At 64.0% G+C, this 25,660-nt stretch carries 26 protein-coding genes; 14 read left to right on the top strand and 12 right to left on the bottom strand.

The window, feature by feature from the left end; all coding sequences use genetic code 11:
• Positions 1-33 precede the first annotated feature (33 nt).
• The 4 genes from ACTJK6_RS21975 to ACTJK6_RS21990 form a co-directional block, all read right to left on the bottom strand.
• Positions 34-753: an OmpW/AlkL family protein gene (locus tag ACTJK6_RS21975; RefSeq protein ID WP_024977203.1), complete on the bottom strand. Its 720-nt coding sequence runs from the start codon at positions 751-753 to the stop codon at positions 34-36.
• A 202-nt stretch (positions 754-955) separates the two neighbouring features.
• Positions 956-1,957, bottom strand: a complete 1,002-nt coding sequence (locus ACTJK6_RS21980) for a delta(1)-pyrroline-2-carboxylate reductase family protein (protein ID WP_440840171.1) — start codon at positions 1,955-1,957, stop codon at positions 956-958.
• A gap of 35 nt (positions 1,958-1,992) precedes the next feature.
• A complete protein-coding gene (locus ACTJK6_RS21985) occupies positions 1,993-2,757 on the bottom strand; it encodes a lysoplasmalogenase (protein WP_232041418.1) in 765 nt (254 codons plus the stop codon).
• Positions 2,758-2,850: 93 nt separating this feature from the next.
• Positions 2,851-3,327, bottom strand: coding sequence for an Lrp/AsnC family transcriptional regulator (locus ACTJK6_RS21990; RefSeq protein ID WP_004628561.1), 477 nt, complete (start codon positions 3,325-3,327; stop codon positions 2,851-2,853).
• A 138-nt stretch (positions 3,328-3,465) separates the two neighbouring features.
• Here ACTJK6_RS21990 and phhA point away from each other — a divergent pair, with 138 nt between their 5' ends.
• A complete protein-coding gene (phhA, locus tag ACTJK6_RS21995; protein ID WP_232041419.1) occupies positions 3,466-4,410 on the top strand; it encodes a phenylalanine 4-monooxygenase in 945 nt (314 codons plus the stop codon).
• Positions 4,411-4,470: 60 nt separating this feature from the next.
• Positions 4,471-4,785, top strand: a complete 315-nt coding sequence (locus ACTJK6_RS22000; RefSeq protein WP_414561287.1) for a 4a-hydroxytetrahydrobiopterin dehydratase — start codon at positions 4,471-4,473, stop codon at positions 4,783-4,785.
• An 18-nt stretch (positions 4,786-4,803) separates the two neighbouring features.
• Here ACTJK6_RS22000 and ACTJK6_RS22005 read toward each other — a convergent pair whose 3' ends face one another.
• The gene (locus ACTJK6_RS22005; RefSeq protein ID WP_232041421.1) at positions 4,804-5,031 is read right to left on the bottom strand and encodes a DUF3717 domain-containing protein; all 228 of its coding nucleotides are present in this window, start codon (positions 5,029-5,031) and stop codon (positions 4,804-4,806) included.
• Positions 5,032-5,106: 75 nt separating this feature from the next.
• Here ACTJK6_RS22005 and ACTJK6_RS22010 point away from each other — a divergent pair, with 75 nt between their 5' ends.
• Together ACTJK6_RS22010 and ACTJK6_RS22015 are read left to right on the top strand one after the other, a co-directional pair.
• Entirely contained in the window at positions 5,107-5,817 is a 711-nt protein-coding gene (locus ACTJK6_RS22010) for a response regulator transcription factor (protein ID WP_232041422.1), read from the top strand.
• Between the two features lie 9 nt (positions 5,818-5,826).
• A complete protein-coding gene (locus ACTJK6_RS22015) occupies positions 5,827-7,500 on the top strand; it encodes a sensor histidine kinase (protein ID WP_440840172.1) in 1,674 nt (557 codons plus the stop codon).
• Between the two features lie 16 nt (positions 7,501-7,516).
• Here the strand turns inward: ACTJK6_RS22015 and ACTJK6_RS22020 are convergent, their stop codons facing one another.
• Positions 7,517-8,056: an SET domain-containing protein gene (locus tag ACTJK6_RS22020; RefSeq protein ID WP_252692260.1), complete on the bottom strand. Its 540-nt coding sequence runs from the start codon at positions 8,054-8,056 to the stop codon at positions 7,517-7,519.
• Positions 8,057-8,689: 633 nt separating this feature from the next.
• On the opposite strand from ACTJK6_RS22020, the gene ACTJK6_RS22025 reads away from it, so the two are divergent.
• From ACTJK6_RS22025 to ACTJK6_RS22040, 4 genes are all read left to right on the top strand, one after another.
• Positions 8,690-8,968, top strand: coding sequence for an HU family DNA-binding protein (locus tag ACTJK6_RS22025; RefSeq protein ID WP_004628548.1), 279 nt, complete (start codon positions 8,690-8,692; stop codon positions 8,966-8,968).
• Between the two features lie 144 nt (positions 8,969-9,112).
• Positions 9,113-10,060 (top strand): DUF2272 domain-containing protein, encoded by a 948-nt coding sequence (locus tag ACTJK6_RS22030; RefSeq protein ID WP_260803602.1) that lies wholly within the window; start codon positions 9,113-9,115, stop codon positions 10,058-10,060.
• Positions 10,061-10,180: 120 nt separating this feature from the next.
• Positions 10,181-11,005: a class II aldolase/adducin family protein gene (locus ACTJK6_RS22035; RefSeq protein ID WP_440840173.1), complete on the top strand. Its 825-nt coding sequence runs from the start codon at positions 10,181-10,183 to the stop codon at positions 11,003-11,005.
• A gap of 4 nt (positions 11,006-11,009) precedes the next feature.
• The gene (locus ACTJK6_RS22040; RefSeq protein WP_440840174.1) at positions 11,010-11,987 is read left to right on the top strand and encodes a 2-dehydropantoate 2-reductase; all 978 of its coding nucleotides are present in this window, start codon (positions 11,010-11,012) and stop codon (positions 11,985-11,987) included.
• A 14-nt stretch (positions 11,988-12,001) separates the two neighbouring features.
• Here the strand turns inward: ACTJK6_RS22040 and ACTJK6_RS22045 are convergent, their stop codons facing one another.
• From ACTJK6_RS22045 to ACTJK6_RS22060, 4 genes are all read right to left on the bottom strand, one after another.
• Positions 12,002-12,979 carry a fimbrial protein gene (locus ACTJK6_RS22045; RefSeq protein WP_440840175.1) on the bottom strand — a complete coding sequence of 326 codons (978 nt, stop codon included), beginning with the start codon at positions 12,977-12,979 and terminating at the stop codon, positions 12,002-12,004.
• A gap of 226 nt (positions 12,980-13,205) precedes the next feature.
• A complete protein-coding gene (locus tag ACTJK6_RS22050) occupies positions 13,206-14,174 on the bottom strand; it encodes a fimbrial protein (protein ID WP_440840176.1) in 969 nt (322 codons plus the stop codon).
• A gap of 266 nt (positions 14,175-14,440) precedes the next feature.
• Positions 14,441-15,244, bottom strand: a complete 804-nt coding sequence (locus ACTJK6_RS22055; protein ID WP_440840177.1) for a tetratricopeptide repeat protein — start codon at positions 15,242-15,244, stop codon at positions 14,441-14,443.
• Between the two features lie 12 nt (positions 15,245-15,256).
• Positions 15,257-17,323, bottom strand: coding sequence for a bifunctional 2',3'-cyclic-nucleotide 2'-phosphodiesterase/3'-nucleotidase (locus ACTJK6_RS22060; protein WP_440840178.1), 2,067 nt, complete (start codon positions 17,321-17,323; stop codon positions 15,257-15,259).
• Positions 17,324-17,667: 344 nt separating this feature from the next.
• On the opposite strand from ACTJK6_RS22060, the gene minC reads away from it, so the two are divergent.
• Genes minC through minE form a run of 3 tightly spaced genes read left to right on the top strand, consistent with a single transcriptional unit; the run spans position 17,668 to position 19,568 of the window.
• On the top strand, positions 17,668-18,438 hold the full coding sequence (minC, locus tag ACTJK6_RS22065; RefSeq protein WP_232041432.1) for a septum site-determining protein MinC: 771 nt from the start codon (positions 17,668-17,670) through the stop codon (positions 18,436-18,438).
• Between the two features lie 44 nt (positions 18,439-18,482).
• Positions 18,483-19,301 carry a septum site-determining protein MinD gene (gene minD, locus ACTJK6_RS22070; RefSeq protein WP_232041433.1) on the top strand — a complete coding sequence of 273 codons (819 nt, stop codon included), beginning with the start codon at positions 18,483-18,485 and terminating at the stop codon, positions 19,299-19,301.
• 12 nt (positions 19,302-19,313) lie between these two features.
• Positions 19,314-19,568: a cell division topological specificity factor MinE gene (gene minE / locus ACTJK6_RS22075; protein WP_147214336.1), complete on the top strand. Its 255-nt coding sequence runs from the start codon at positions 19,314-19,316 to the stop codon at positions 19,566-19,568.
• Between the two features lie 16 nt (positions 19,569-19,584).
• Here minE and ACTJK6_RS22080 read toward each other — a convergent pair whose 3' ends face one another.
• On the bottom strand, positions 19,585-20,817 hold the full coding sequence (locus tag ACTJK6_RS22080) for a citrate synthase family protein (protein ID WP_440840179.1): 1,233 nt from the start codon (positions 20,815-20,817) through the stop codon (positions 19,585-19,587).
• Between the two features lie 107 nt (positions 20,818-20,924).
• Between ACTJK6_RS22080 and ACTJK6_RS22085 the strand changes: the two genes are divergently transcribed.
• Both ACTJK6_RS22085 and ACTJK6_RS22090 read left to right on the top strand, forming a co-directional pair.
• Entirely contained in the window at positions 20,925-22,358 is a 1,434-nt protein-coding gene (locus ACTJK6_RS22085; protein WP_440840180.1) for a CoA transferase, read from the top strand.
• A 60-nt stretch (positions 22,359-22,418) separates the two neighbouring features.
• Positions 22,419-23,276 (top strand): 23S rRNA (adenine(2030)-N(6))-methyltransferase RlmJ, encoded by an 858-nt coding sequence (locus tag ACTJK6_RS22090; RefSeq protein WP_232041436.1) that lies wholly within the window; start codon positions 22,419-22,421, stop codon positions 23,274-23,276.
• 27 nt (positions 23,277-23,303) lie between these two features.
• On the opposite strand, the gene ACTJK6_RS22095 is transcribed toward ACTJK6_RS22090, so the two are convergent.
• Positions 23,304-24,575, bottom strand: a complete 1,272-nt coding sequence (locus ACTJK6_RS22095; protein ID WP_440840181.1) for an AVRPPHE avirulence protein — start codon at positions 24,573-24,575, stop codon at positions 23,304-23,306.
• Between the two features lie 168 nt (positions 24,576-24,743).
• On the opposite strand from ACTJK6_RS22095, the gene ppk2 reads away from it, so the two are divergent.
• Complete coding sequence (gene ppk2, locus ACTJK6_RS22100; protein ID WP_440840182.1) at positions 24,744-25,646, top strand: polyphosphate kinase 2; 903 nt, start codon at positions 24,744-24,746, stop codon at positions 25,644-25,646.
• Positions 25,647-25,660: the final 14 nt, after the last annotated feature.

Genomic DNA, 25,660 nt, shown 5'->3' on the forward strand with positions numbered 1-25,660 from the left:
TTTGGCACGCCTTTTTGATTGTGCGGAAACCGCTTAGAAACGGTAGCCGACGTTCAGGAAGGTCACGACCGGGTTGATCTTGATCTTCGCTTCGCTCACAACGTGGACGCCGGTCGCCGTGGTGCTGTCGATCGTTGCCGTGGTCTTCAGCGGCAGGTACGACACCGACAGACCAACGAACCAGTCCTTGGTGATGGCGTATGTAGCACCCACGTTCAGCACCGGGTTCAACGAACCGTCGGTCGACACGTTGCTCTTGCTGCCCGGGCCGGCCAGCTTCGTCTGGAAGGCGCTGTTCGTGATCTTCTCGTCGGAGAACCACGTGTAGTTCAGGCCCAGACCAACGTACGGGCGGAACTTGGTGTCGGCGTTGAAGAAGTACCACTTCGCCAGCACGGCCGGGCTCCATTGCTTGGCCGAGCCAATTTCGCCGTAACCCGACAGCGCGCCAGTACCTTCGATCTTGTGGCGCGGCGGAATGCCGCCCACAAGTTCAACGGCAATGTTGTCGGTAAAGAAGTGCGTGAAGGCGAGACCAACGGTGTCGGCTTCCTGAATCTTGGCACCCGTGCCGGACTGCGATTGATTCACCGGCATCCCGCCGATGCTCTTTACCAGCAGCGGATCGCTCGAGCTGTTCGGCATCACGCGGAACCAGCCGAGGCTAACGATATTGCTGCCGGCAGCCTGTGCGTGCGCGGCGGTGGCGAGGATCATCCCGGCGGCGGCCGCCAGTGCTTTTTTATAGGCCATCTCTGTATGTGCTCCTGTGTCAGACGCATCCGATGCAGACGGTTGAACCGTTTGCGGTGCGTTCTAAGTCTCCTCCCAGGCGGAAGGGATGGCCATTATCCCGTGTGATTGCCTCGGCTAGAACCCTTTTTCTAGAGGTTTCCTGTTACAAGCTGTGCGCTAGATTGGCCTGCGGTGGGCGTCTTCAGCACATGCTCAGTTTTTAAACAGGCTTGGACTTGGACAGCGCGAGCACGCACGCGGCCAGATCCCACAGGGCACTGCCAACGCTTTTGAATACCACTGGCGACACCGGCGCGGGCTGCGTCAGCGTGTCCGGCGGCGTATCGACGCACTGTTGTAACGGTCGCACACGCGACCACGGCACTCCGGCCTGCAGCAGGTCGCCCGCTTCGGCTTCCAGGTCGACCAAGGTATCGGCGTAGAGCCGATCGACCGCGGCGGCATGCACGCACAGACGCGGCGGCAGCTCGGCCATGTCGGGCCGGAACGCCCCAACGGCGACGACGAAGTGATGTGCGCCCCAGGCATAGCCCGCAGGGTGGCTTGGATCACCCAAATCGGGCAGCACTGGTTGCGATGACGGCGTCGCCGTGATGACCAGCGACGTCTGCGGCAGCACGGCACGGGCAGCTTCTGCCACACCGGCCGCATCGCCACCGGCCAGCGCCTTGGCGTCCATGCCGAGCGCGCGTGCGTGGGCGGCCAGGCCATCGGCGTTGGCAGCCGTGCGCGCGATGATCGTGACGCGTCGTGTGCCCAGTCCGAAACGGAACGCTTCCAAGTGGGCGCGTGCCTGCGCACCAGCGCCGATCAACAGCAAGTCACCGGCCGGCTCAGGCGCCAGCAAACGCGCCGCCAGCAACGACACAGCCGCTGTGCGGTGCGCAGTCACGGTCGGGCCATCGAGCATTAGCCGACGCTCGCCGGTGCGGGCGTCCATCACCACCACCTCGCCGTGAATGGCCGGCAAACCTTGCGCCGCGTTGTGCGGGTGCACGGTGATCATCTTGGTGATGGCAATGTCGGCATTGGACGCGGGCATCAGCAGCAAACTGCCGCCATCAGCCACCGGCATCACAAGCCGCGCGGGCGCCTGGGCACGGCCCGCACGCGCATCGCGCAATACCTGCGCGATGGCATCGGCCAACGCGGCATACGGCAAGCGGGCCGCCGTGGTGGCAGCGTCGAGGGTCTGCAGCATGTGACTCCCGCAGGGGAAGAAACGTCGGACGGACCTTATGCCACGGCGCGGCGCGCGGGCGGCATGCGGCGCGTGAGCAACCCGGCGCTGATCAGGAGCTGGGCAGCGGCGTAGCTCCACCAGATCGCCAGTTCGTGGTCGGTGAACGGAAAAACGAACACGCTGATGCCGATCATCGCGTCGGAAGCCGCAAAGGCGAGTGCGCCCCACGCCGTGAGCGGCCCCGGCAGGCGCGCGAGCAATGCCGCGCAGACCATCGCCGACAGCACGACCATGTAGACGATTACCGGCCCTTTCAACTCACCCAGGCCGGGCCAATACCAAAGCAACATGCCGATGGCCACGCCGATCATCACCCCGACGCCCATCATGCGGATGGCCGACGACGCCCCGCGCAGGCCCACCAGCACCCGCAGGTAGCACAAGTGCGCCAGCAGGAAACAGCCCAGCCCAGCCATGAACGAGAACGCCAGCCACGGCAGCGCAAGCCATAGATCGCCGAGTGCGGAGAACACCATCGCGCCGATCAGCCAGCGCCGCTCGCGCGGAATCTCATGCAGCGAGGCGGCGCGCGCCAGCAGCAACGCCATCAGCATTTTCCACAGCGGCTGCGCGACGATGCGGCCCACCAGCGGCGTGCCGGGCGGCACCTCGACGGCGACCATGGTCAGCATGCCGCCGTAGGTGACGCCTGCCACTGCAGCGGCCACCCACCACGCGCGAACCCGTGCCGGCATGCCGTAGCCGCCTGACAGATGCGCCGGCGCGTGCACCGGATGCGTGGTGTGTCCTTCAACCATCGTGGTCTCCCGCCCAAGACAGGCGTTTCATATCAGCAAGGTGATGTCGGCTTGCAGCGTGACACGCCGCGCACCCTGGCGCAAGGCACGAATCTACCCACCAAGGTGGGATAGCGGCAAGGCGCCATCCCGCTTCAAGGCCGTCAGAACAATATTGGAACGCACGTTATCCACACCCGGCACGCGCATCAGCTTGCGCATGACGAATTCCGACAACGCCGGCAGGTCCGGCACCACCACGCGCAGCATGTAATCGGCGTCGCCGGCCACGGAATAGCACTCCTGCACCGCGTCGAGCAAGCTGATCTCTTCATGAAAGCGTTCGACGATGGCGTCGCCGTGGTGCGCGAGCTTGACGCTGGCAAACACCGTCACGCCCAAGCCCAGCCCCGTCGGCGAAAGCACTACCCGGTAGCCCTCGATCACGCCTTCCGATTCAAGCCGCGCCAGACGCCGCCCGACCTGGCTGGCCGACAGGTGAACCTGCTCCGAGAGCTGCTGATGCGTCGCACGCCCATCGCGCTGAAGGGCCGCCAGCAGAGCCAGATCAAAGGTATCGAGCGAAATCATGCACATCTCCTGCGTTGATAAGCTGAATTCTGCATGAATTCCGCAAACCCTGCGCAATGGGTAGCGGTTTTGCGGCCAATCCGCGTGAGCGCGCCCATACACTGGCCGGACTCTGATTGCACAAGATCGACATTACAAATGGCCATCGCAACCAACGCCCCCGACGCAGCCCAAAACGCCGCCCCGGACGGCTTCAACGGCACCCTGACCGACAAGCTGCGTGAGCAATTCGCAGAAGGCCTCGACGGCCAGACGCTGCGCGCTGATTTCACCATGCAGCAGCCGGTGCACCGCTATACCGCCGCTGATCACGCAACGTGGCGCACGCTATACGACCGCCAGGAAGCGCTGTTGCCGGGCCGTGTATGCGATGAATTCCTGCAAGGCCTGTCGACGCTGGGCATGAGCCGCGATGCCGTGCCGTCATTCGACGAGCTTAACGAAACGCTGATGCGCGCCACCGGCTGGCAGATCGTCGCCGTGCCGGGCCTGGTGCCCGACGAAGTGTTCTTCGACCACCTCGCCAATCGACGTTTCCCCGCAAGCTGGTGGATGCGTCGCCCCGATCAGCTCGATTACCTGCAAGAGCCGGATTGCTTCCACGACATCTTCGGCCACGTGCCGCTGCTGATTAACCCAGTCTTTGCCGACTACATGCAAGCCTACGGCAAGGGTGGCCTGAAGGCCGCGCGCCTGGGCCAGCTCGACATGCTCGCGCGCCTGTACTGGTACACGGTGGAATTCGGCCTGATCCGCACGCCGGCCGGCCTGCGCATCTACGGCGCGGGCATCGTGTCGAGCAAGAGTGAATCGGTGTACGCGCTGGATTCAGCCAGCCCGAACCGCATCGGCTTTGACGTGCGCCGCATCATGCGCACGCGCTACCGCATCGACACGTTCCAGAAGACCTACTTCACGATCGACAGCTTCGAGCAGCTGTTTGACGCCACGCGTCCGGATTTCACGCCGCTTTATGAGGAACTCGCCGCGCTGCCGACCATCGGTGCGGGCGATGTGGTGGAGGGCGATGTTGTGCTGAACGTGGGTAACCGCGAAGGTTGGGCAGACACGGCGGACATCTGAGCACAGATATTTGAGCGCTGACTATACTGCGCGCATTCAAGACAGAACTTCGCCCCCATCATGATGCCCACCCTGAACGACGACCAACGCAAAGCCCTCTTTGCCGAAGTGCCCGGCTGGACGCTACAGAGCGACCGTGACGCCATCCAGAAAACGTTTACCTTTGCCGACTTCAACGCCGCGTTCGGCTTCATGACGCGCGTGGCAATCAAGGCCGAGCAGATGAATCACCACCCGGAGTGGTTCAACGTGTGGAATCGCGTGGACATTACGTTGTCCACGCATGATGCGAACGGGCTCACGCACCGTGACGCCGATCTCGCGCGCTTTATCGAGCAGGCCGCGAAAGGCGCAGGCGCCACTGGCGCCAAGTAATCACCGCAATGCTGGCGCTCAGCCCTGTATGGTTGCGCGCCACGCCTCATACGCTGCCCGCGCCTTGTCGCCCAACTCCTCAGGGGCGATGCGGGTGGCGCCTTGTACAATCATCAGCGCATACGGCTTGGCCAGCGCCGACGCCTCGGCACACAGCCGCAGTTCCTCGCCTTCGGCGGGCGAACGGGCACGCCAGAAATTGATGGCGGCCTCCAGATCGGTGATGGTGAGCAGGGCATCGGTCATCCGCGCATTGTAGCGCTGACCAATCTCGCCGATTGTCCCTTTTTGCCCTTTCCGCCCCGCATCTGGATCGAGTCAATGCGCATCCTGCTGATTGAAGACGACCGTGCCATCGCCAGCGGCATCCATGCCGGGCTCACGCAAGCCGGGCATCGCGTGCATGTCGTGCACGACGGTGTCTTCGCCACGGAACAACTCACGCGGCAGACACACGATCTGGTAATCCTCGATCTTGGGCTGCCCGGTATCGACGGTATGACGCTGCTGTCGCAGTTTCGTGCGCGCGATCGCGTGACGCCCGTGCTGATCCTGACCGCCCGCGACGGCCTGCTCGACAAAGTGAATGGGCTGAACGCCGGCGCCGATGATTACCTGCTCAAGCCGTTCGAGATGCTCGAACTCGTGGCCCGCGTGGGCGCACTGCTGCGCCGTCGCAATGATTCGGCCGAACCCGCAGCGCGCCCTGACATTCTTGTCGGACGGCTGCGCATGAGCGGCGTGGAGCGGCGCATCTTTGTCGATGCGGCGCCGCTGGAACTGTCGCCGCGCGAATTCGCCGTACTGGAGCTGCTGATGCTGCGCCAGGGCCGGGTGGTCAGCAAGGTGCAGTTGCAGGATCACCTCGCGAGCTTCGGCCACGCCATCGGTGAAGCCAGCCACGATGTGGTGGGTGACACGGCCATCGAAGTCTATGTGCACCGGGTGCGCCGCAAGATCGAGCATTCCGAGGCGGAGATCGTCACGGTGCGCGGCTTCGGTTATCTGTTGCAGGCACGCGCCGCGGCGTAGCTCTCGTTCATGTTCAAGCGCCACCGCCCTGCCTCGTCGTCGGCTTCATCAGCTCCGGCCAAGGGTGGCAACGGTGCAATCAGCCTGCGCCTGCATCTGTTGCGTGCGCTGGCGACACCGTTGTTTGGTTTGGTGGTGGGTACCGGTGCGCTGGCGTATTGGCTGGCGGCGCACTACACCGCCCAGGTATTCGATCGCGCCTTGGTGGGCGTGGCCAACACGCTGGCCGAACAGTTGCGCATTGCTGGCCCGAAGGTGCCGGCGGCCAAGCTCTACGACATCGCCCTCACCGCCCAGACGCTCGTTCAGAACAGCGGCGACGACCGCATCTACTGGCGTATTTCCGGCCCCACGGGCACGCTGGTCGGCCGCGATACGCCACTGGGCTACGGCTCGGGCCAGGTCCGCATTGGCGATGCGCGCGTGTTCTACAGCTGGATCGACGGCAAACAGGTGCGCGCCGTCCATCTGCTCGTTCCGGGCGTAAGCGCGGAGGTGCCCAAGCCGCGCTCGCCGCGCCAGCCTGTGCCGCCCGAACCTGAAGACGACGTCACGCGCCCGGCGCTTGCGCCAACGCAGGCGCAGACAGCACCGGCGCTCAATCCTTCCAATCCGCCCGACACCATGAAGGCCGAAGACGGCATCGTCGTGGAAGTGGCGGAGCTGCTGGACCATCGCGATACCGCCGCCAAGGAAGTGCTGCTGTCGGTATCCATTCCGTTGATCGTGCTGCTGGCCATCGGTGGGCTGATCCTCTCGCTCGTGCTCAAGGAAGAACTGCAGCCGTTGCAGACGCTGGCCGACACACTCAACAAGCAGAGCGCACGATCGGTGACGCCGCTGCCCGCGGAATCAACGGAACACGTGCCCGCCGAACTGCAACCGCTCATCAACGCGATGAACGCGCTGCTTGCCCGGCTGCGCGACGCGCTTGAAGCGCAGCGCACCTTCATCGCAGACGCTGCACATCAACTGCGCACGCCGCTCACCGCGTTGAAGCTGCATGCCGATCGCGCTGTCGATGCCAAGACATTGGACGAGGCCCGCCCTGCACTGCTGGAGCTGCAATCGGGTGCCAACCGTGCCGTGCGTCTGTCCAACCAGTTGTTGACGCTGGCGCGTGCCGAGCCAGGCATGACGCTCGATCAATTGGGCCCACCGATGCAGGTCGATCTCGTCGCGCTGGCGTTCGATACCGGCGCCGAGTGGGTACCGCGCGCGCTGGCACGTGGGCTGGATCTCGGCTTCGAGGCCTGGCCGCAGGAGGCAGCATCGCCGGGTTCGTTGCAGGCGCCGGTGCTGGCCAACGTGGTGCTGCTGCGCGAGGCCATCAACAACCTGCTCGACAACGCCATCAAATACGTGCCGGCCGGCGGACGCGTGACCTTGCGCGCCGGCATGGAGGCCGACGGGGCGTCCCAGTGGTGGGGTGTGGTGAGTGTCGAAGACAACGGCCCCGGCATTCCGCCGGAGCGGCGCGGTGAAGTGTTTCAGCGGTTCTTCCGTGGGGATGCGGACCACCGCCCGGGGCAGCCGCAAGGCAGCGGCCTGGGCCTGGCCATCGTGCACGACATCGTGCGTCTGCACGGCGGCACCGTCGCCATTGATGATGCGACCGCGCGTGATGGCAGCCGCGTGATGCGCTTCGTGTTGCGCCTGCCGCTGGCAAGCGAATCCGTCTGAACGACGGACGATCGGCTTACTTCTTCTTTTTCTTCGCGGGCGGCGCCAGCATCGTGCCGCGGCACTTCTTCGCGCCGCAGCGGCACGCAAACTGTTCCTTCAATGCCTTGGTCTGACGGCCTTCGATGACGAGGCCGTAGTCGTAGAACAGTTCTTCGCCAGGTTCGATGTCGCGCAGCGCGTGAATGAACACGCGGCCATCCGCTTCGCGCGCCTCGCAGTTTGGCTTGCAGGCGTGGTTGATCCAGCGCGCGCGGTTGCCGCCAAACTTGGCGTCGATCACGCTGCCGTCTTCCAGGCTGAAGTAGAAGGTGTGATTCGGGTCGGACGGGTCGTGCGGATGGCGGCGCAGCGCCTCCTTCCACGTGATGTGCTCGCCCTTGTATTCGATGATCTTCTTGCCGCGTGCGATGGCGACCACGGCATACACGCCGCGTCCGTGCACGCCGGATTCGCGCACCTCGATGCGATCGCGGCGGCGCAGTTTGGCCGGCGCTTCCGTCGCGGGCGAGGACTCAGCCAGAGCCGGCGTGGCATCAGGGGACGTGCGTGTCATGGGAAATGGCGCAGTAAAGCGAAACAAAAACGTCGATCAACGAAGCCGTGAGCCTACACCAAAAGCATGGCTTCTCGACACGTGCAGCAACCCCATGCCACCCGGCCAATGTGGATAACTTAGCCTGCAGCTGTGGATAACTACCGGCAAAGGCTGTTGGCTGTCTGTGGCTGCCCTGTCGACGGTGTGGGCACAAGTGACCGGGTTGCCAGTCGGGCGATCGGAAAAAGCAGCAAGCTATCCACCTGAGGGCACACGCGGTACCCCATGTTTTGCTTGCCGCAAGTGCTTGAACCTAAAGCCCTTTTCCCACTTATCCACAGAAACTATCCACCGTTATCTACTACTACTATCTGTATACATAAGAAAAAAGGTAAACCAACCAATCGACTTGCGTCGAACCTATCGACGAGCCAACAAGCCAATCGCAAACCGGATCATCAAGTGTCAACAATGATGTGATGGGATCGCCTCGCAACGTAGGCCCCATGCGGGTTTGCGGAACCCGGATGCCGGGCGCGGTTACAAAGCTCACGTGCCGGCGCTGTTCGCATGCCGGTATCATGTCGCCCTTGGAGCCATCCCCCGGACGCTCTGTTGTGTGTTTTATCTACTCTTGAAGGGAGTCAAGCAATGACGAAAACCGAACTGATCGACGCCATCGCCAGCGGCGTAGACGGTCTGACCAAGGCCAAGGCCGAGCAGGCACTGAACGTGACGCTGCAAGCCATCATGGAATCCGTTGGCAAGGGCGATGCGGTCAGCCTCATCGGCTTTGGTACCTTCAGCCAAGGTGAGCGTGCCGAGCGTATGGCTCGCAACCCGCGCACCGGCGAAGAAATCAAGGTCGAGGCGGCCAAGACGGTCAAGTTCAAGGCCGGCCAGAAGTTCAAGGACGCTGTCAACGCCTGATGCAATGACAGCCCTCGGCGCAGCCAGCTGGTCTGGTGAGCGCCAACGACGTGGCATGCCGCTGCATGCGTGAATCGACCGCAGCATTGGCGTACCACGTCGGAAGGCCTGTCTCCCCGTCAGGCCATCCCTTCTCCCTCTTCCATGTCCCGCCCTTTCCTGCGCAATTCGCTCGCTCTGCGTATTGCCCTGCCGATCGTCCTGATCGCACCGGTCCTTTGGTTTGCCGGTTGCGCGACGCCGCCTGCGCGCCCGCAAGCCGAACCGCTGCCCGACAACGAAGTCGTGCAGACGCGCCCCGGTGCCACGCCGCGCGAAAAGATGATCGAGATTGCCCTGACCGAATGGGATCGGTGGGGGCGCCAGGTGGTGCGCGTCGGGCGTGACGATACGTATTGCGTGGCCGGCGGTGGTTTTCCCGACCAGCCGCAAGGCCGTTGGCTGACAGCCGACGACCCCACGCCTGCCCCGTCGGATGAAGAAAGCGGCACCGACATGCCGCTGCCCAATACCGTTGCCACGCCAGCGGTACCGCCCCCTACGCCTTGCCTGCGCTATCCGGATGGCACAGGCGGTGAAGCCACCGCACGTGGTTGTATGCTGGCCAAGCGCTACTGGGGCATCGTCGGCAAGACACCGACCTGCCAGCAGTTGACCACCGGCGGCTGGGCGTGGTCTGCGGTGTTCATCTCGTGGATCATGCGCAAGGCCGGCTTGCAGAACGATCAGTTCCTGACCGGCGCCACGCATGCGGAATACGTGACCGACGCGCGCGACCATCTGCTCAAGCACCCCGCCTTCGTACTCGAACGCACGCCGGCCGTGCCGCGCCCCGGCGACCTCATCTGCACCGCACGCGGCGCAGATCGCTTCATGACGGACCCGGCCGAGATCCAGGCCGGCAGAACGCCGATGCACTGCGACCTCGTCGTTGAGGTGGACCCCGTGCGCCATGAAGTGAAATCGATCGGCGGCAACGTGCAGCAATCCGCGTCGATGAGCATTACCGAGTTGAATGACGCCAACCAGCTCGATCCGTACACGAACTCGGTCATGCAGTGGTTGGTGATCCTGCGTAACCAGTTGCCCTAGCAGACAGCGAGCCAACGGATGTAACGTTGTTTGACGCCGGACGCAAATTCATTAACATGTGAATCACTTGAGCGCCGGCAACCCGACCGGCGCATGGCCCCTGCGATCAGGAGACAGGTCATGAAGGTGCTTTCGCTTTCACCCGACGCCGGATCGGACATCCAGGCGCATCGCCCAGCCTGGTGTGGCCCACGCGAATGGGCCGCACGCGTAAAGCTGGCGGCGTGCTACCGCATCTTTGCGCAGCTCGGCTGGACCGAACTGATCTACAACCACATCACGCTGCGCCTCCCAGCCGAAGATGGCAGCGCCGACGATGGCGGCCCGCATTTCCTCATCAATCCGTTTGGCCTGACCTATGCCGAGGTTTGCGCGTCGAACCTCGTGAAGATCGACCTGCGGGGCAATGTGCGGCGCGCCGCGGGCCAGCCGGACTGGCCGGTCAACCCGGCAGGCTTTACCGTGCATGCCGCCATTCACACGGGCATTGCCGGTGCGCATTGTGTGATGCACACCCACACGACTGCCGGCATGGCCGTGGCCTGCGCGCGCGATGGTCTGTCGATGAGCAACTTTTACGCGGCGCAACTGCACGGCAAGGTGGCGTATCACGACTTCGAAGGCATCACCGTGCATGCAGACGAGGGGCCACGCCTGGTGAAGAACATCGGTGACAAGCCCGCCGTGATCCTGCGCAACCACGGACTGCTGGCCTGGGGCGATTCGATTGCGCGGGCGTTTGCAGTGCTGTGGCTGCTTAACCGCGCGTGCGAGATCCAGCTCGCTTCCACTTCGATGGGACCGGTGCTGGAGATACCCGAGGCGGTAGCGCGCAACTGCACGCGCGATTCACTGCAGTTCAACCCGAACTTTGGCGCGGGCGAAGATGTGTTCGCGGCGCTCACCCGCACCATCGACCGCATCGATCCTTCCTACCGAACCTGATCACATGACGCGTATTTGCATTGTCGGCGCCGGCGCGGTCGGCGGTTATCTTGGCGCGAAGCTCGCGCTGTCCGATCAACCTATCAACGTGCTGGCCCGCGGCGCGACGCTTCAAGCGCTGCAAGCAGAAGGTCTGCGGCTGACCGAAGAAGGCAATAGACGCTCTGTGCCGGCGCACGCGAGTGACGATGCGCGTGCGCTCGGTGAGCAGGATGTCGTGGTCGTTGCTGTCAAGGCGCCCGCTATGGAAAGCGTGGCGCAAACCATCGTCCCGCTCATCGGCCCCGAGACCTGTGTGGTGGTGGCGATGAACGGCGTCCCATGGTGGTTCTTTGATCGACATGGCCCGCTGGAAGGTCTGCGCCTGCAATCGGTCGATCCGCACGGCCGTATCGCGCAGGCGATACCAACCAGGAACGTGCTCGGTTGCGTGGTGCATCTGACGTGCTCGACGGCTGCACCCGCGCACGTGCGCCACGGGTTCGGCAAGCGATTGATTCTCGGCGAACCTGCGGGCGGCACTTCACCGCGCCTCGATGCAGTTGGCTCACTCTTTGAACGCGCCGGTCTGCAGATCGAACGCAGCGACGCCATCCAGCGCGACATCTGGTTCAAGCTGTGGGGCAACATGACCATGAACCCGGTGTCGGTGTTGACCGGAGCAACATGTGACCGCATGCTCGACGACCCGCAGGTGAGTGCGTTCTGTCTGGCCATCATGGAAGAAGCGAAGGCAATCGGTGCGCGCATCGGCTGCCCGATCGAACAGAGCGGTGAAGAACGCAGTGCCGTCACGCGGCAACTTGGCGCGTTCAAGACGTCGATGCTGCAGGATGCGGAAGCCGGTCGCGGGCCGCTGGAGATCGATGCGCTGGTGGCATCGGTGCGGGAAATCGGCCAGCACGTAGGTGTGCCGACGCCGCAGATCGATGCACTTCTGGGACTGGTGCGACTGCACGCCCAGACCCGCGGGCTTTATTGAACCACCGGGCCGGGTTACTGATACGTGAGCGTAAAGGTGGCGCTGCCGTTGGCAACACCGGGCACGATGCTGTTGTCGGTTTGCACGTAGCGCGCCTTGAGGGGAATCGCGTAGTCCCCATCGGTATCTGCCACTTGCCATTTGAATAGCTTGGCGAGTTCCAACGGCTTGTCATCGTAGAGAAGTTGGATTGCGACGCCCGTGGCGCTGGTGGCGGCCGCGTCCAGTTTCAGCATGCCCTGCGCGGCGTCATGTGCAGTACCGTCCAACCGCAGATTGATGCTCGTACCCTTGCCACAGTTCAGAGGAATGTTGAACGCTTGTGTTCGGCCCGGGGGCGAAGTGCCCGGCCCCTTGAACGCACTAATGGGCACGTCGCCAAGTTTCACCGGAATCAACTTGCTGCTCACCGTGCACGACATGACATCGACCTTGAATGCGCCGATATTGATGGCGGACTCCGGCGTGTGCCAAGAGGTCTTGTTGTTGCGGAGGATGAAAGAGCCGACCTGCTTTCCTGACACCGACCCGGCGCCGATGGTTGCGGCCGTCTTGTAGAAGCGAACCAACGCTTTGCCTTGCCTTGGCAGCGCGCTGAACATCCCGTTCACCGCGCAGTAGACGTAGTGGTTCGGGTTGTCGGTGTTCGAACCGGTGACCCAGCGCGTTACGTTGGCGCATGCATCCCATGTGCCCCCAGGGGTCGATATGCCAACGGCATAGCCAATTCCATCAACATTCGTCTTATAGACGCGTTTGCCGTCGAAGTCGGCAACGTATGTTCCATATGCTTTGATGCCGACCTCTTGCCAAGGTAGCTTCGGCTCGGTGTTGGAGCACTTGAAGGTGCTTACGATGTCCGATGCCACCTCTGCAATGACGCTTCCCGCCGGAAGGTCTCTCTGTATCGCAAGATCCTTGGGCTGGATCGTGGTGCTGCTCGTAACGGTTTCGCAGGTGTACGCAAGGGCACTGCCGCCAGCGAGGCACATCAACGCTATCAAGAAGCTTCGGTATCCGATACACACATCCTGCTCCCGTCATGATTGAGAACGGTGAATGGAAGCACATGAGCTATCGCGTGTATGTAGGAATCTTCTCGTTTTGGCGTCAACGCGCGGCGCAGGCCAGCGCAGTTTCAAAGCCGGGGTCAGAGGGAAATCAGCGTGCCTGGTGTACGCACGCTAACCGCAGCTCGAGTGAACCGGTTGCACTGAGCTATTGATACGTGAGCGTGAAGGTCGCGCTGCCGTTGGCAACACCCGGCGTGACGCTGCTGTCCGTTTGCACGTAACGCGCCTTGAGTGGGATCGAATACGTACCTTCGGCGTCGGTTGTCTGCCACTTGAAGCGCTTGGCCAGCTCCACGGGCTTATCGTCATAGAGCATCTGGATGGCCACGCCCGTTGCGCTTGAGGCGTCGTTGTCCAACTTCAGCATGCCTTGCGTGGCGTCATGTGCCGTGCCGTCAAGTTGCAGGTTGATGCTGGCGCCTTTCGGGCACGTCAACGGAATACCGAAGCTCTTCGTGCGGCCATCTGGCGGCGACGTGCCCGGTCCCTTGAACGCGCTGACAGGAACACCTCCCATCGGAACATTGATTGCCGCACTGCCCAACGTGCACGACAGCTTTTCCACTGCGACGGAGCCAATGCTGAACTGGGCTTCCGTCTGCCAGTAATTCTGGTTGTTCTTCAAGATAAAGGCGCCAACCAGTTGGCCCGACACCGTGCCCGTTCCCGTGCTAGCTGCTGTCTTGTAGAAATTGATCAACGCCTTATGTTGCATGGGTTGCGCGGTGAACATGCCGTTGATCGCACAGTAGAGGTAGTGGTTGGGGTTCTCTTTGTTCGTTCCGTTGACCCAGCGTTCCAAGCCTGCAGCACATCCGTTCACCATCCGAATGCCGATGGCATAGCCAATACCCTCAATGTTGGTCTTGTAGACACGCTTGCCATCGATGTCTTTCAGGTAGGTGCCATAGGCCTTGATGCCGGCTTCCTGGTAGGTCAACGCAGGCGCTTCATTGGAACACTTGAAGGTGTTCACCACATCCGACACCACTTGCGTAATGAGTGCACCCTCCGGAAGGTCGCGCTGCACCGAGATCGTAGTCGGCTTGATGGTGGTACTGGTCGAGACTGTGGTGCAAGTGAAGGCAAAAGCGCCCTTTGCAGCGGTTAGCATGAGGCCCGCTACCAGCCTTGCGCACCATACGCGCATGTGTTGCTCCGGTTCGTTATCGTCGGGCAACATAAAAACACGTGATCCAATGTCTGTGGATAGGATTTGTCCCATTCTGCAAACTCAGCTGTTGCAGACATGGCGTGCGCATATCAACGGCGGCAGGGCAAGGTGAAGCGGTCTGCTGGTTAGAAAGACCAACGCGATCCATCGCCATGGCAGCGAGGATCGCGTTGATCAGAACAGCCGAGAAGAAGTGAGGCTGATGCTTACGGCGCGAGCGCAGGATGCTTCAGCGCATGCGCCGTTTCGATCCACTGCTGGTGGTACGCCGCATCGTCGCGTTTGAGGCCGAGTTCGCCGTTCTGATACGCCATCGCCAAGGCCTGCACGGCTTCGGGCAATTCGTGTTCGGCGGCGTCCTGGTACAGCGCCAGCGCGCGGGCTTCATCGCGCGGCACGCCATCACCGTCACGATACGCATTGGCCAGCATGAACATCGCGGCCGGAATCTCATGGCGCGCGGCACGATCAAACCAGTGCGCGGCCTGCGTCATGTCGATGGCTGTTCCGTAGCCGCTGCGATACATCACACCCAAGTAGTACGCGGCGGCAGCATCGCCCTTATCAGCAGATTGGCGCAGCAGGCGCAGCGCACGGGGATAGTCGCGCTCCACACCACCGGTACCCAGCAGCAGCGCCTTGCCCAGCGACAGCTGCGCACCCGCGTCGCTCGGTGCAGCGGTTTCCAGCCAGCGCATCCCTTCGTTACGCAAGGCGCTGTCGTGCGCGCCGAGCAATGCCTCGCCCAACGCGGATTGCGCCGGCACTGAACCGCTGCGCGCGAGCTGACGCAACCGCTGCAGCGCCTCGGGCTCCATCGCTTGCACGACCATGGCACGCCACGATTCCAGCTGCGTGGCACTCACGGCGGGTGACTGGCGTGCGTGCGACAGCCACCCACCGGCCATCACGACAATCGCGAGCGCGGCAGCCACGGTCAGCATCGGCACCGACTGGCGCGCAGACTCCATCGCCGGTGCACCCGCCCATGCGGAACGAAGAGAAGGCATGGCGTGGTCCTCTTACTGCGTCAGGTCGATCTGATACACCGCGAGGCCCTTGCCCGAGCCGTCATCCGCGGCCACCTGCGTGACGTTGGTGATGCCGGCGGCCGTGGCACTGGCCAGCTTGTTGGGCGCCGACGTGAACTGCACCTGCGCCACCGAGCTGGCCAGCTTCGTGAAGCGCCAGCTGCGCTGCGATCCGTTGGTGGCACGCTTCACGCTGCCGATCTTCTTGATGTAGCTGATGAGCACGTCACGGTTGGCGTCCGGCGATGCATAGATCGTCTTGCTGCCGTCCAGGCCCGGGAAGTTGCCGCCGCCGCTTGCACGGTAGTTGTTGGTTGCCACAATGAACTGCGCCGCCGGGTCGAGCGCCACGCCCTTGTACATCAGGTTCTTGATGCGGCTGCCGACCGGCTGCGTGACGTCAATCTCATACGTCAGGTCCGGCGTGGTGAACATGTCGAAGTTGTAGCCCGGGAACGTGCTCACCAGCTTCTGCACCGTCGCTTGCGTCGGGTCGATGGTGTTGAAGCGCTTGGCTGCCGTCTCCAACCAGTTCTTGATGTCGGAGCCCGCCACCTTCACCGCGTAGACCGTGTTCGGATACAGGTACAGGTCAGCCGCGTTGTTGATCGCCAGCGGGCCGGCCGCCACGTCGGTGAAATCTGTCCCACCACCAAAACCGCTCTTGAACGGTGCGCTCACCGACAGCACCGGCAGCGATGCGTACTGCGGCAGGTTCGCCTGGATGTACGCCGACACGTAATCGGCCTGCGCCTGATTCACGATCTCGATGGCACCCGGGTCGCCCACGTCGGCAAAGTACGTGCTCATGTTGAAGTCGGTGCTGCCCACCGGCGTCTTCACGTAGTTGATCGTCGCCTGATGTTCGGTGGCGATGGCGGCCGAGACCGTCGGATCAGCGGTCACGTAGGTCTTGTCGGCGTTCTGGATCGAGCGCGCTTCCACCGTGGTCTGCGTCTTGTCGACAGCCCAGTTCGTGCCGTTGAACGTCAGTCCGAGCTTGATCACGCCCAGGTGTTTGCCCCAGTAGTTCGCCATCACGGTCGGCACACCGTTCACGGTGCCGGCCACCTTGTCCACACCCGGCAGGTTGAACTGGCTGACCGTGCTCTTCGCATCCGGGAAGAGCTGGTGCGAGTGGCCGATCAACATGGCATCGATGCCCGGCACGGTCGACAGCCACCAGCTGCCGTTTTCCATCGTCGGCGAATACGTCGAGTTGTCCAGCCCGCCGTGCGAAATCGCCACCACCAGGTCGGCACCCTTCGCGCGCATCTCCGGGATGTACTTGGCGGCGGTTTCCTTGATACCGACCGTATAGACCTTGCCGTCGAGCCAGCGCTTGTCCCAGCTCGTGATGGTGGGCGGCGTAAAGCTGATGATGCCGACCTTGACCGGCGCGCTGATCGTGCTGCCATCCGGCGCCGTGGCCGTCACTGTCTTGGTGATGATCGTGTACGGCTGGAACAGCGGCGCATTGGTCTTGGCGCTGATCACGTTGGCCAGCACCTGCGGGAAGTTCGGGCCCGCGCATTTCTTCTGCGTGGCCGGATCGGGCAGGCCATCGACGTTGAACGTATTGCCCGTGACTTGCGACAGATACGGCAGGCCGTAGTTGAACTCGTGGTTGCCGATGCCGCCGCCGTCGTACTTGGCGGCGTTCATCACCTTGTAGATCGCCAGCGTCTGGTCGCAGGTGATGGGGCTCACCATGGCCTGGTAGTCCGACAGCGCGGTGCCCTGGATGGTGTCGCCGTTATCCAGCAGCAGCGTGTTCGGGAATTGCGTACGTGCCTGGTTGATGAGCGTCGCTACGCGCTCGAAGCCGAGCGAGTTGTCGGCCGCCAGCTTGAAGTAGTCGTACGACAGCACGTTCGTGTGCAGATCGGTCGTTTCCAGCACGGCCAGCGTGGCCTTGGTGCCTGCGGGGGCGGCGCTGGCGGCAGGCGTGGCGCTGCCGGAGGATGGGCTATCGCCGCTGCCGCCGCAGGCAGCCAACGACATCGACAACACAACAGCAAGCGGCAACGCCGCCGAACACAACGGTCGGACTCGCATGAACTTCTCCCTGAAGTTTATTTTTTGGTCTGCGAACTACGAACTGCTGAATGCGATTTGCTGATGAAGCGAATGACACGCAGACGCGCACGCAGAATCGGGGGAACCGTTTGCGCAACGCGAGAGGACAACAGTCTGGGCCGGGGGGCACAGAAGCGGAGAAGTATCAAAAGCGTGCATGACGATGCTGTGACCGTCGCATGACATTTACGCGTGGCCTCGGCCGCGTGGAGAACAGCGCCGGTTGCGGGGTCTCAGCCGGATGGCGGAGCGGCGGGGCCAAAAAATCCAAGGCGTTTCGTCAACAACGTTAGAATGAGCCCATTTTTCCGCGTAGCCGTTCTATGTCCCAGAAGAAAGCGCCGCTGTTCGAGATCCGCAGCGGCACCGTCGATGCCCTGCTGCTGTCGCCGCGCACCGCCGACATGGACGCCTTGGCCGCCGAACTCACGCGACGCTTTGCCGACACGCCGGAGTTTTTCTCCAACGACGTGATCGCCATCGATGTGCGCCGCCTGGCTGAAGACGAGCGCCTGCCCATCGACCGTTTGGTGGAGACCCTGACCGCGCTGCGTGCCCATGCGATCGGTGTGGTGGCCAGCCCCGAGCAGGCCGAGTGGGCCCAGGCCTTTGGTCTGCCACTGCTAGACAGCCACGGCCGCCGCCCGCGCGGTGAGAAGGACGGCAAGGACGCACAGGATGCGCCCGAACACGCCCAAGCCGCAGAAGCACCTGCCCCTACCCCCGCCGTTCCCGCCGTCGACGCCGTAGCCATGCAGCCCGGCACGATGATCGTCGATCGCCCCCTGCGTTCCGGCCAGCGCATCTATGCGCGCGGCGACCTCGTCGTGCTCGACCTGGTGAGCGACGGCGCCGAGGTGATCGCCGAGGGCAACATCTACGTGTATGCCTCGCTGCGCGGCCGCGCGCTGGCAGGCGTGAAGGGCAACCTGGACGCGCGCATCTTCTGCACGTGCCTGGAGCCTCAACTGATTTCCATCGCCGGCATCTACCGCACCGGCGAAACCCCGTGGCCCGACGCCTACGCCAGCAAGCCTGCGCAGGTCCGGCTCGCGGACAACACGCTGGTTTTCGAACCGTTGCGGATGAAGTGACGCACCCCGTGCGCCGAGCGATTTAACTTTTCGATATACGAGCCATGACCAAGATCATCGTAGTCACCTCCGGCAAGGGCGGCGTCGGCAAGACGACCACCAGTGCGGCGTTCTCTGCCGGCCTTGCGCTGCGCGGCCACAAGACCGCCGTCATCGACTTCGACGTCGGCCTGCGCAACCTCGACCTCATCATGGGCTGCGAGCGCCGCGTCGTGTATGACCTGATCAACGTGATCCACGGTGAGGCCAACCTGAACCAGGCCCTCATCAAGGACAAGAAGTGCGAAAACCTCTTCATCCTCCCCGCTTCGCAGACGCGCGACAAAGATGCGCTCACGCGTGAAGGCGTCGAGAAGGTGATCGAAGGCCTGAAGGAAATGGGCTTCGAATACATCGTCTGCGATTCGCCGGCCGGTATCGAATCGGGCGCGCTGATGGCGATGTACTTTGCCGACGAGGCCATCGTGGTGACGAACCCGGAAGTGTCTTCGGTGCGTGACTCCGATCGCATCCTGGGCATCCTGTCGTCCAAGTCGCGCCGCGCGGTGGAAGGCAAGGAGCCGATCAAGGAACACCTGCTGCTCACCCGCTACAACCCGAAGCGCGTGTCCGAAGGCGAGATGCTGTCGCTGAGCGACATTCAGGAAATCCTGCGCATCAAGCTGATCGGCGTGATTCCGGAATCGGAAGCCGTGCTGCAGGCATCCAACCAGGGCCTGCCCGCCATCCACCTGGAGGGCTCCGACGTGGCCAACGCCTACCACGACGTGATCGACCGTTTCCTGGGCAAGGAGAAGGAACTCCGTTACGTCGAATACAACAAGCCCGGTTTTCTGCAGCGCCTGTTCGGCGGCGGCAAGTAAGGAGACGCCTCAATGTCGATTCTGTCTTTCCTGCTGGGCGAGAAGAAGAAGACTGCAAGCGTTGCCAAGGAACGCCTGCAGATCATCCTCGCCCATGAACGCACCGGCGGCGGTGCTCCGGCCGACTACCTGCCCGCATTGCAACGCGAGCTGGTGGCGGTGATCTCCAAATACGTGAAGATCGGCAACGACGACATCAAGGTGAACCTCGAGCGCCAGGACAACCTGGAAGTGCTGGAGGTGAAGATCGAGATTCCGCAGGCCTGACCCTCGGCCTGCGTCGTTACCTCACGCGAATGATGCGGCCCGCCGGTGTGTCCGGCGCGGCTGGCATCGGCCCCACATAGGCGGCTCTCGGGCGGATCAACTGCCCTGCCGCGCGCTGCTCAAGCGCGTGTGCAATCCACCCTGCCGTACGCCCCGCTGCAAACAGGCCAAAGCCGGCACCTTCCGGCAGCGCCAGCACACGCCGGGTGGCCACCAGCGCGAAATCCACCGATGGCCCATCGCCCGTCAATCCGGCCACGGCATCCATCACGGTTTGCAGCCGCTTGCGCACCGCGCCCGTCTTCGGCAACTGCGCCAGGATCGCATCCGCGCGCGGGTCGGCCTTGCGATACAGCGGGTGGCCAAAGCCCGGCAGCGTATCGCCGCGATCCAGCCGTCGGCGCAATGCCGTTGTCACGGAGCGCTCCCCTTCCAGCTCGTCCAGTAACGCCTCCACACGCGCCGTGGTGCCGCCATGCCGGCCACCGGTGAGCGCGGCCAGCCCGGCGCTGACCACGGCGCCCAGGCTGGCGCCGGTCGATGCCACCACGCGCGCCGCAAAGCTCGAGGCATTGAGTTCGTGATCGGCACACAGCACCAAGGCGACGCGGATGGCCTGGGCGGCGTGCGCGTCAACATTCCACGCCGCCTGGCATTGCAGGTGCACGGGCGCGGCATCGGGCTTGCGGCCGAGCATGGCGGCAAACACGACGCGCAGCAGCGCCCCGGCATCGCGCGCCGTGCGTGCAGCGTCCTGCCGCCACGCGGCTTCATCCAGCGCCGGGAGGGCGAGCGCGCACAACGCCATGCAGCGTTGGCGGATGTCCGCGTCTGCCAGCGACGTGAGCGCCGCGTACCAACTTTTCGGCAACAACGGGGCAGACGTGTTGAAGGCGGCCGCCTCTTCGCACTGCCACAGCCGCGCCGCCACGGTTTCCAGCGTGGCGTGTTTGGCCAGTTCCAGAGCCGGCATGCCGCGGTAGAACAACTGCCCGTGATCGATGAGCGTGATGGCCGACTCCATCACGGGCAGGCCCCAGTCCAGCGCATGGCGCACCACCTGGCGCGGGCGCCGTCCGCCGGAACGCTGATCGGCAAGCCGCGCCACATCGGCCTCGCGATAGCGGCTGCCGCGTCCGTCGGGCGACGGGTACGCCGCGAGCAGCCCGCGGCTTACATAGGCGTACAGCGTTGGACGCGAGACGCGCAGGCGCTCGGCGGCTTCGGCGGCATTGAGGTAAGTGGTCATCAGGCCGGATGCGGTGGGCGGCAATCGAGGTTGATCAGTCTAGTCAATGTTGACGCTATCGGCCGCACAGGACTGTAATGGGCGCACCTCGCTCGCGGAGCCCCGCCATGCCGTCACCCGTTGCTGATGTGGTTGATCCTTCCATGCAGACTGTCAGCGCCACAAGCGCACTCGGCCAGTTGTGGACCGTGCTCGGTCAGCCGGCCGATGTGCTGTCGCGCGCCACGCTCACGGGCGCCGAGCCGGCGCTGCCGTCGTCGTTTGCCGTGGGCACACTGGCGCAGAGCACCATTGCCGCCGCTGCACTGGCGGCCGCACAGGTCGACACGTTGCGCAGCGGAAGGCAGCAGACCGTATCGGTCGACATGCACCACGCAGCGCTGGAATTCCGCTCCGAGCGCTACTTCCGTGTCGATGGCCAGTTACCGCCCGAACCGTGGGACAAGATCGCTGGGCTCTATCGCTGCGGCGATGGCCGCTGGGTGCGCCTGCACACCAACTTTGCGCATCACCGTGACGGTGTGCTGAAGCTGCTCGGCTGCGCGTATGACCGGGCCGCTGTAGCCGCCGCGTTGAACCAATGGCAGGCCGAAGCGTTTGAAGAGGCGGCCGCGCAGGCGGGGATGGTCGTCACCGCTGCGCGCACGTTTGAAGAGTGGGACGCGCACCCGCAAGGCATTGCCGTCGCAAGCCAGCCGCTGATGACGATCGAACGCATTGGCGATGCGCCACCGCAGCAGCTGCCGGCGCATGCCGACGGCCGACCGCTCTCGGGCGTGCGCGTGCTCGATCTCACGCGCGTGATTGCCGGCCCCGTTTGCGGCCGGACGCTGGTCGCGCATGGGGCCGATGTGCTGCTCGTCACGGGGCCGCATCTGCCCGCCATCCCACCGCTGGTGATCGACACCGGGCGCGGCAAGCGCTCTGCGCAGCTCGACTTGCGCGATGCGGCCGGTGCCGACCAACTCCGCACGCTGCTGCGCGACGCCGATATCTTCGTGCAGGGCTATCGGCCCGGTGGCCTGGCTGCGTTGGAGTTTGGTCCCGAGCAGGTTGCCGCGCTGCGCCCTGGCATCGTCTACGTGAGCCTGTGCGCATACGGCTATGACGGCCCCTGGGCCAATCGCCGAGGCTTCGATTCGCTCGTGCAGACCGCCAGCGGTTTCAACTGGGCCGAAGCGCAAGCGGCCAGCGATGCCAAGCCGCGCCCGCTGCCCGCGCAGGCGCTGGATCACGGCGCCGGCTACCTGATGGCGGCGGGCGCCATGACTGCGCTCGCACGCCGCATGACAGAAGGCGGCAGCTGGCACGTGCGTGTGTCGCTCGCCCAGACGGCGCACTGGCTACGTAGCTTCGGCCGCATGGCCAACGGCTTCGATGCGGCCGATCCGCGCTATGAAGAGATCGGTGCGTATCTGGAAACGTCGCCGTCTGGTTTTGGCGCGCTCACGGCGCTGCGCCACGCGGGGCAGCTCTCCGACACGCCGCCGCACTGGACGCTGCCGAGCGTGCCGCTGGGGACGCATCCCGCACGGTGGTAGGATTCGCGCCTACCGTTTTCTCTGCCCGCGCCTGATACTCCGGGCGCACATGGCCCGCCGATGCTCAGTTACCGTCACGCCTTCCACGCCGGCAATCACGCCGATGTCCTCAAGCACGCCGTGCTTGTGCAGATGCTCGATTACCTCACGCAGAAGGACAAGCCGTTCTGGTACATCGACACGCACGCCGGTGCCGGCCTCTACGCGCTGGACCACGAATGGGCGCAGAAGAAGGCCGAATTCGATACCGGCATTGGGCCGCTGTGGCGCGCGGCAGAAGCCGGCGAAACGCTGCCGCCCCTGCTTGATGCGTACCTCGACCAGGTGCGCGAGCTGAACCCCAACGGCGAACTCAGGCACTACCCGGGCTCGCCGTGGCTGGCGTGGCAGATGCTGCGCGACGCCGATCGCCTGCGCCTGTTTGAGCTGCACAGCTCCGAAATCAAGGTGCTGTCCAACAACTTCCGTGGTGCAGGCCGCAAGGTCATGCTCTACGACGGCGACGGCTTTGCCGGCATCAAGGCGATCCTGCCGCCGCCGCCGCGCCGCGCGCTGGTGCTGATCGACCCTTCGTTTGAAGACAAGCAGGATTACGCCCGCACCGTGCACGCGCTGCAGGACAGCCTGCAGCGCTTCGCCACCGGCATGTATGCGGTCTGGTATCCGCTTGTGCAGCGGCGCGAAGCCGCGCAGTTTCCCTCGCGCCTGAAGCAGTTGCGCCCCAAGGATTGGCTGCACGTCACGCTCACCGTCAGGCACCCGGTCGAGGGTGGCCTAGGCTTGCACGGCAGCGGCATGTTCATCGTCAACCCGCCGTGGACGCTGAAGGCGCAATTGCAGGAAGCCATGCCCACGCTGGTGCGCCTGCTCGGCCAGGACGACGGCGCCAAGTTCATGCTGGAAGGCGAGTCGAGCTGAGGCGGCCGCCTCGGCCGGGCCGTACGCCTAGAGATTTTCGGGCGCGGTCTGCGCCGGGTGCGATGCCAGCGGATAGTTCTCCAGATCCGCGGCAACCTGGGCGATGCGTGCAGCCGCTTGCGTGACTTCCCGTATGCCGCTTGCGCCCAAGGTCCGCGCCGTTTGCGTGGCGTGGATTTCCTGACGCAACGGTGCCATCCGGGGTTCGCCGGTGCGTATCCGTTCCTTCGCCTGCCGCACGAGGCGTCGGTTCTTCGGTGCCAGCTTGGCAGCGTCCGGTGCCGCAAACATCTTCTGGTTGACACGTTCAGCAAATTCGCTGGAGATCACCGGCGTGACGGCAAAGATCGCGCTGTCCCTGAGCCGGAAATCAGGGCCCAGATGCGCCATCGCCACATGCAGATTGGTTTGCATCTGCTGGTGGTGATCGCGCTGCAGTTCGCTCATGTCCGCATGGGCCTTGGCACCCGTACTCTGGTCGTATTCGCGCTCGATCCCGACGTCGCGCTCGCCGCCAGCAAACTCACCATCCACCGCGAAAATGGCGGGGCCTTTGCCCCACGGGTCCATGACGAGGTCGTGGTCGGGGTCGCGCCCCCTGGCGGCGTGCCACTGCGCCCAGCGGTGGTCGATTGTCGTGCTGCCCACGGCATACGCGTATTCGCCGCTGCCCAGCTTGGCGGCATGCAGAAACGCCGCCACGTTGGCATGTTCGCCGCAGTTGCCGGCCTGCGCCGCCATGGCGCTCGCCGCGATGCTGACCCCTGGACCGTAGTTGGATGGAAGCTGTGTCCTCACAACACGGCCGGCCACGGCCCGGATCGTGCTCTGGCCGTTGCTGTCATGGATATCGTCGACGACATTGCCGCGGCCATGCGACAGGGCTTGGCGGGTCTCCATGACGGTTTCGTTCGCGCGCACGAGCCGGTCCAGTTGTCGGCCTTCAACGGGACGGCCGTCGGTCTGCCGGGCGTGTACATAACCGCCCAGTTGGCATTCGCCATCGGACAGCGCCCTGCGCGTATCGGGCTCCAAGGCCTTGATCTCGACCTGCCGCTCACGCATGCGTTGGGCAGCAAAGCTGGCCAAGCCCTGCAACGTCACTGGCGCACGGCGTGGCGCGTGGGCGGCCGGATCGGCCGGGCGGCTGTTTGATGTGGAGGCGTGTTCTTCGGCCGGCGGCGTCGGACGGAGGCAGCTTAGGATCGATCGCAATGGGGACGGCATGGGCAGCTCCAGCTCCTGTGGTCCGCCGGATACGCGGCGGCGCAGGCAGATTACGGGCGTGCTGCCGGGCAATAGCGGCGGGAGCCGAAAACCTGGCGCGATGGGCGAAGCTGCCATGTCACTCCCCTGCCACATGCCCGTGCTACCTAGTCGGGCTTAGACTTGCACTGCGTTGTCCGTGCGCAGCGCCCCCCTCGGCAACATCGGCAATATCCGCAAGATCGGCAGGAGCAACACACCATGAGCGAACGCGACGCAGCCCGCCAGGCGCGCCTGCAGGAAGACCTCCTCGACACGCTTGACGAAGAGCTGGAGATGGAAATCGACGACCACCTGCTCGGTGGCGGCGAAGGCATCAGCGACGAAGCGCGCGAAACGCGGCGCATGTACTTTCGCGAGCTGTTCCGCCTGCAGGGCGAGCTGGTCAAGCTGCAGGACTGGGTGATCGAGACTGGCCACCGGCTGGTGGTGATCTTCGAAGGGCGCGATGCCGCCGGCAAGGGCGGCGCCATCAAGCGCATCACGCAACGGCTGAACCCGCGCGTGTGCCGCGTGGCTGCACTGCCCGCTCCCACCAACCGCGAACGTACGCAGTGGTACTTCCAGCGCTATGTGGCGCACCTGCCCGCCGCCGGCGAGATCGTCCTGTTCGATCGCAGCTGGTACAACCGCGCCGGCGTCGAGCGTGTGATGGGTTTCTGCACCGACGAGGAATACGACGAGTTCTTCCGCTCGGTGCCCGAGTTCGAAAAGATGCTCGTGCGCTCGGGCATCCAGATCGTCAAGTACTGGTTCTCGGTGACGGACGAAGAGCAGGAAGTGCGGTTCCAGAGCCGCATCGATGATCCGCTCAAGCAGTGGAAGCTGAGCCCGATGGATCTGGAGAGCCGCCGCCGCTGGGAAGCCTATACGCAGGCCAAGGAGGCGATGCTCGAGCGCTCGCACATCCCCGAATCGCCGTGGTGGGTGGTGCTGGCTGACGACAAGAAGCGCGCGCGCCTGAACTGCATCCACCATCTGCTGGGCCAAGTGCCTTATCACCCGGTGCTGCATCCGCCGGTATTGCTGCCCGAGCGCGTGCACCACGCCGAGTACATCCGCCACCCGGTGCCGGAAGAGATGATCGTGCCGAACGTGTACTGATCCGGCGGGGCGAA

This window comes from Ralstonia sp. 22086 (assembly GCF_052045975.1).
Classification (GTDB): Bacteria; Pseudomonadota; Gammaproteobacteria; order Burkholderiales; family Burkholderiaceae; genus Ralstonia; species Ralstonia wenshanensis.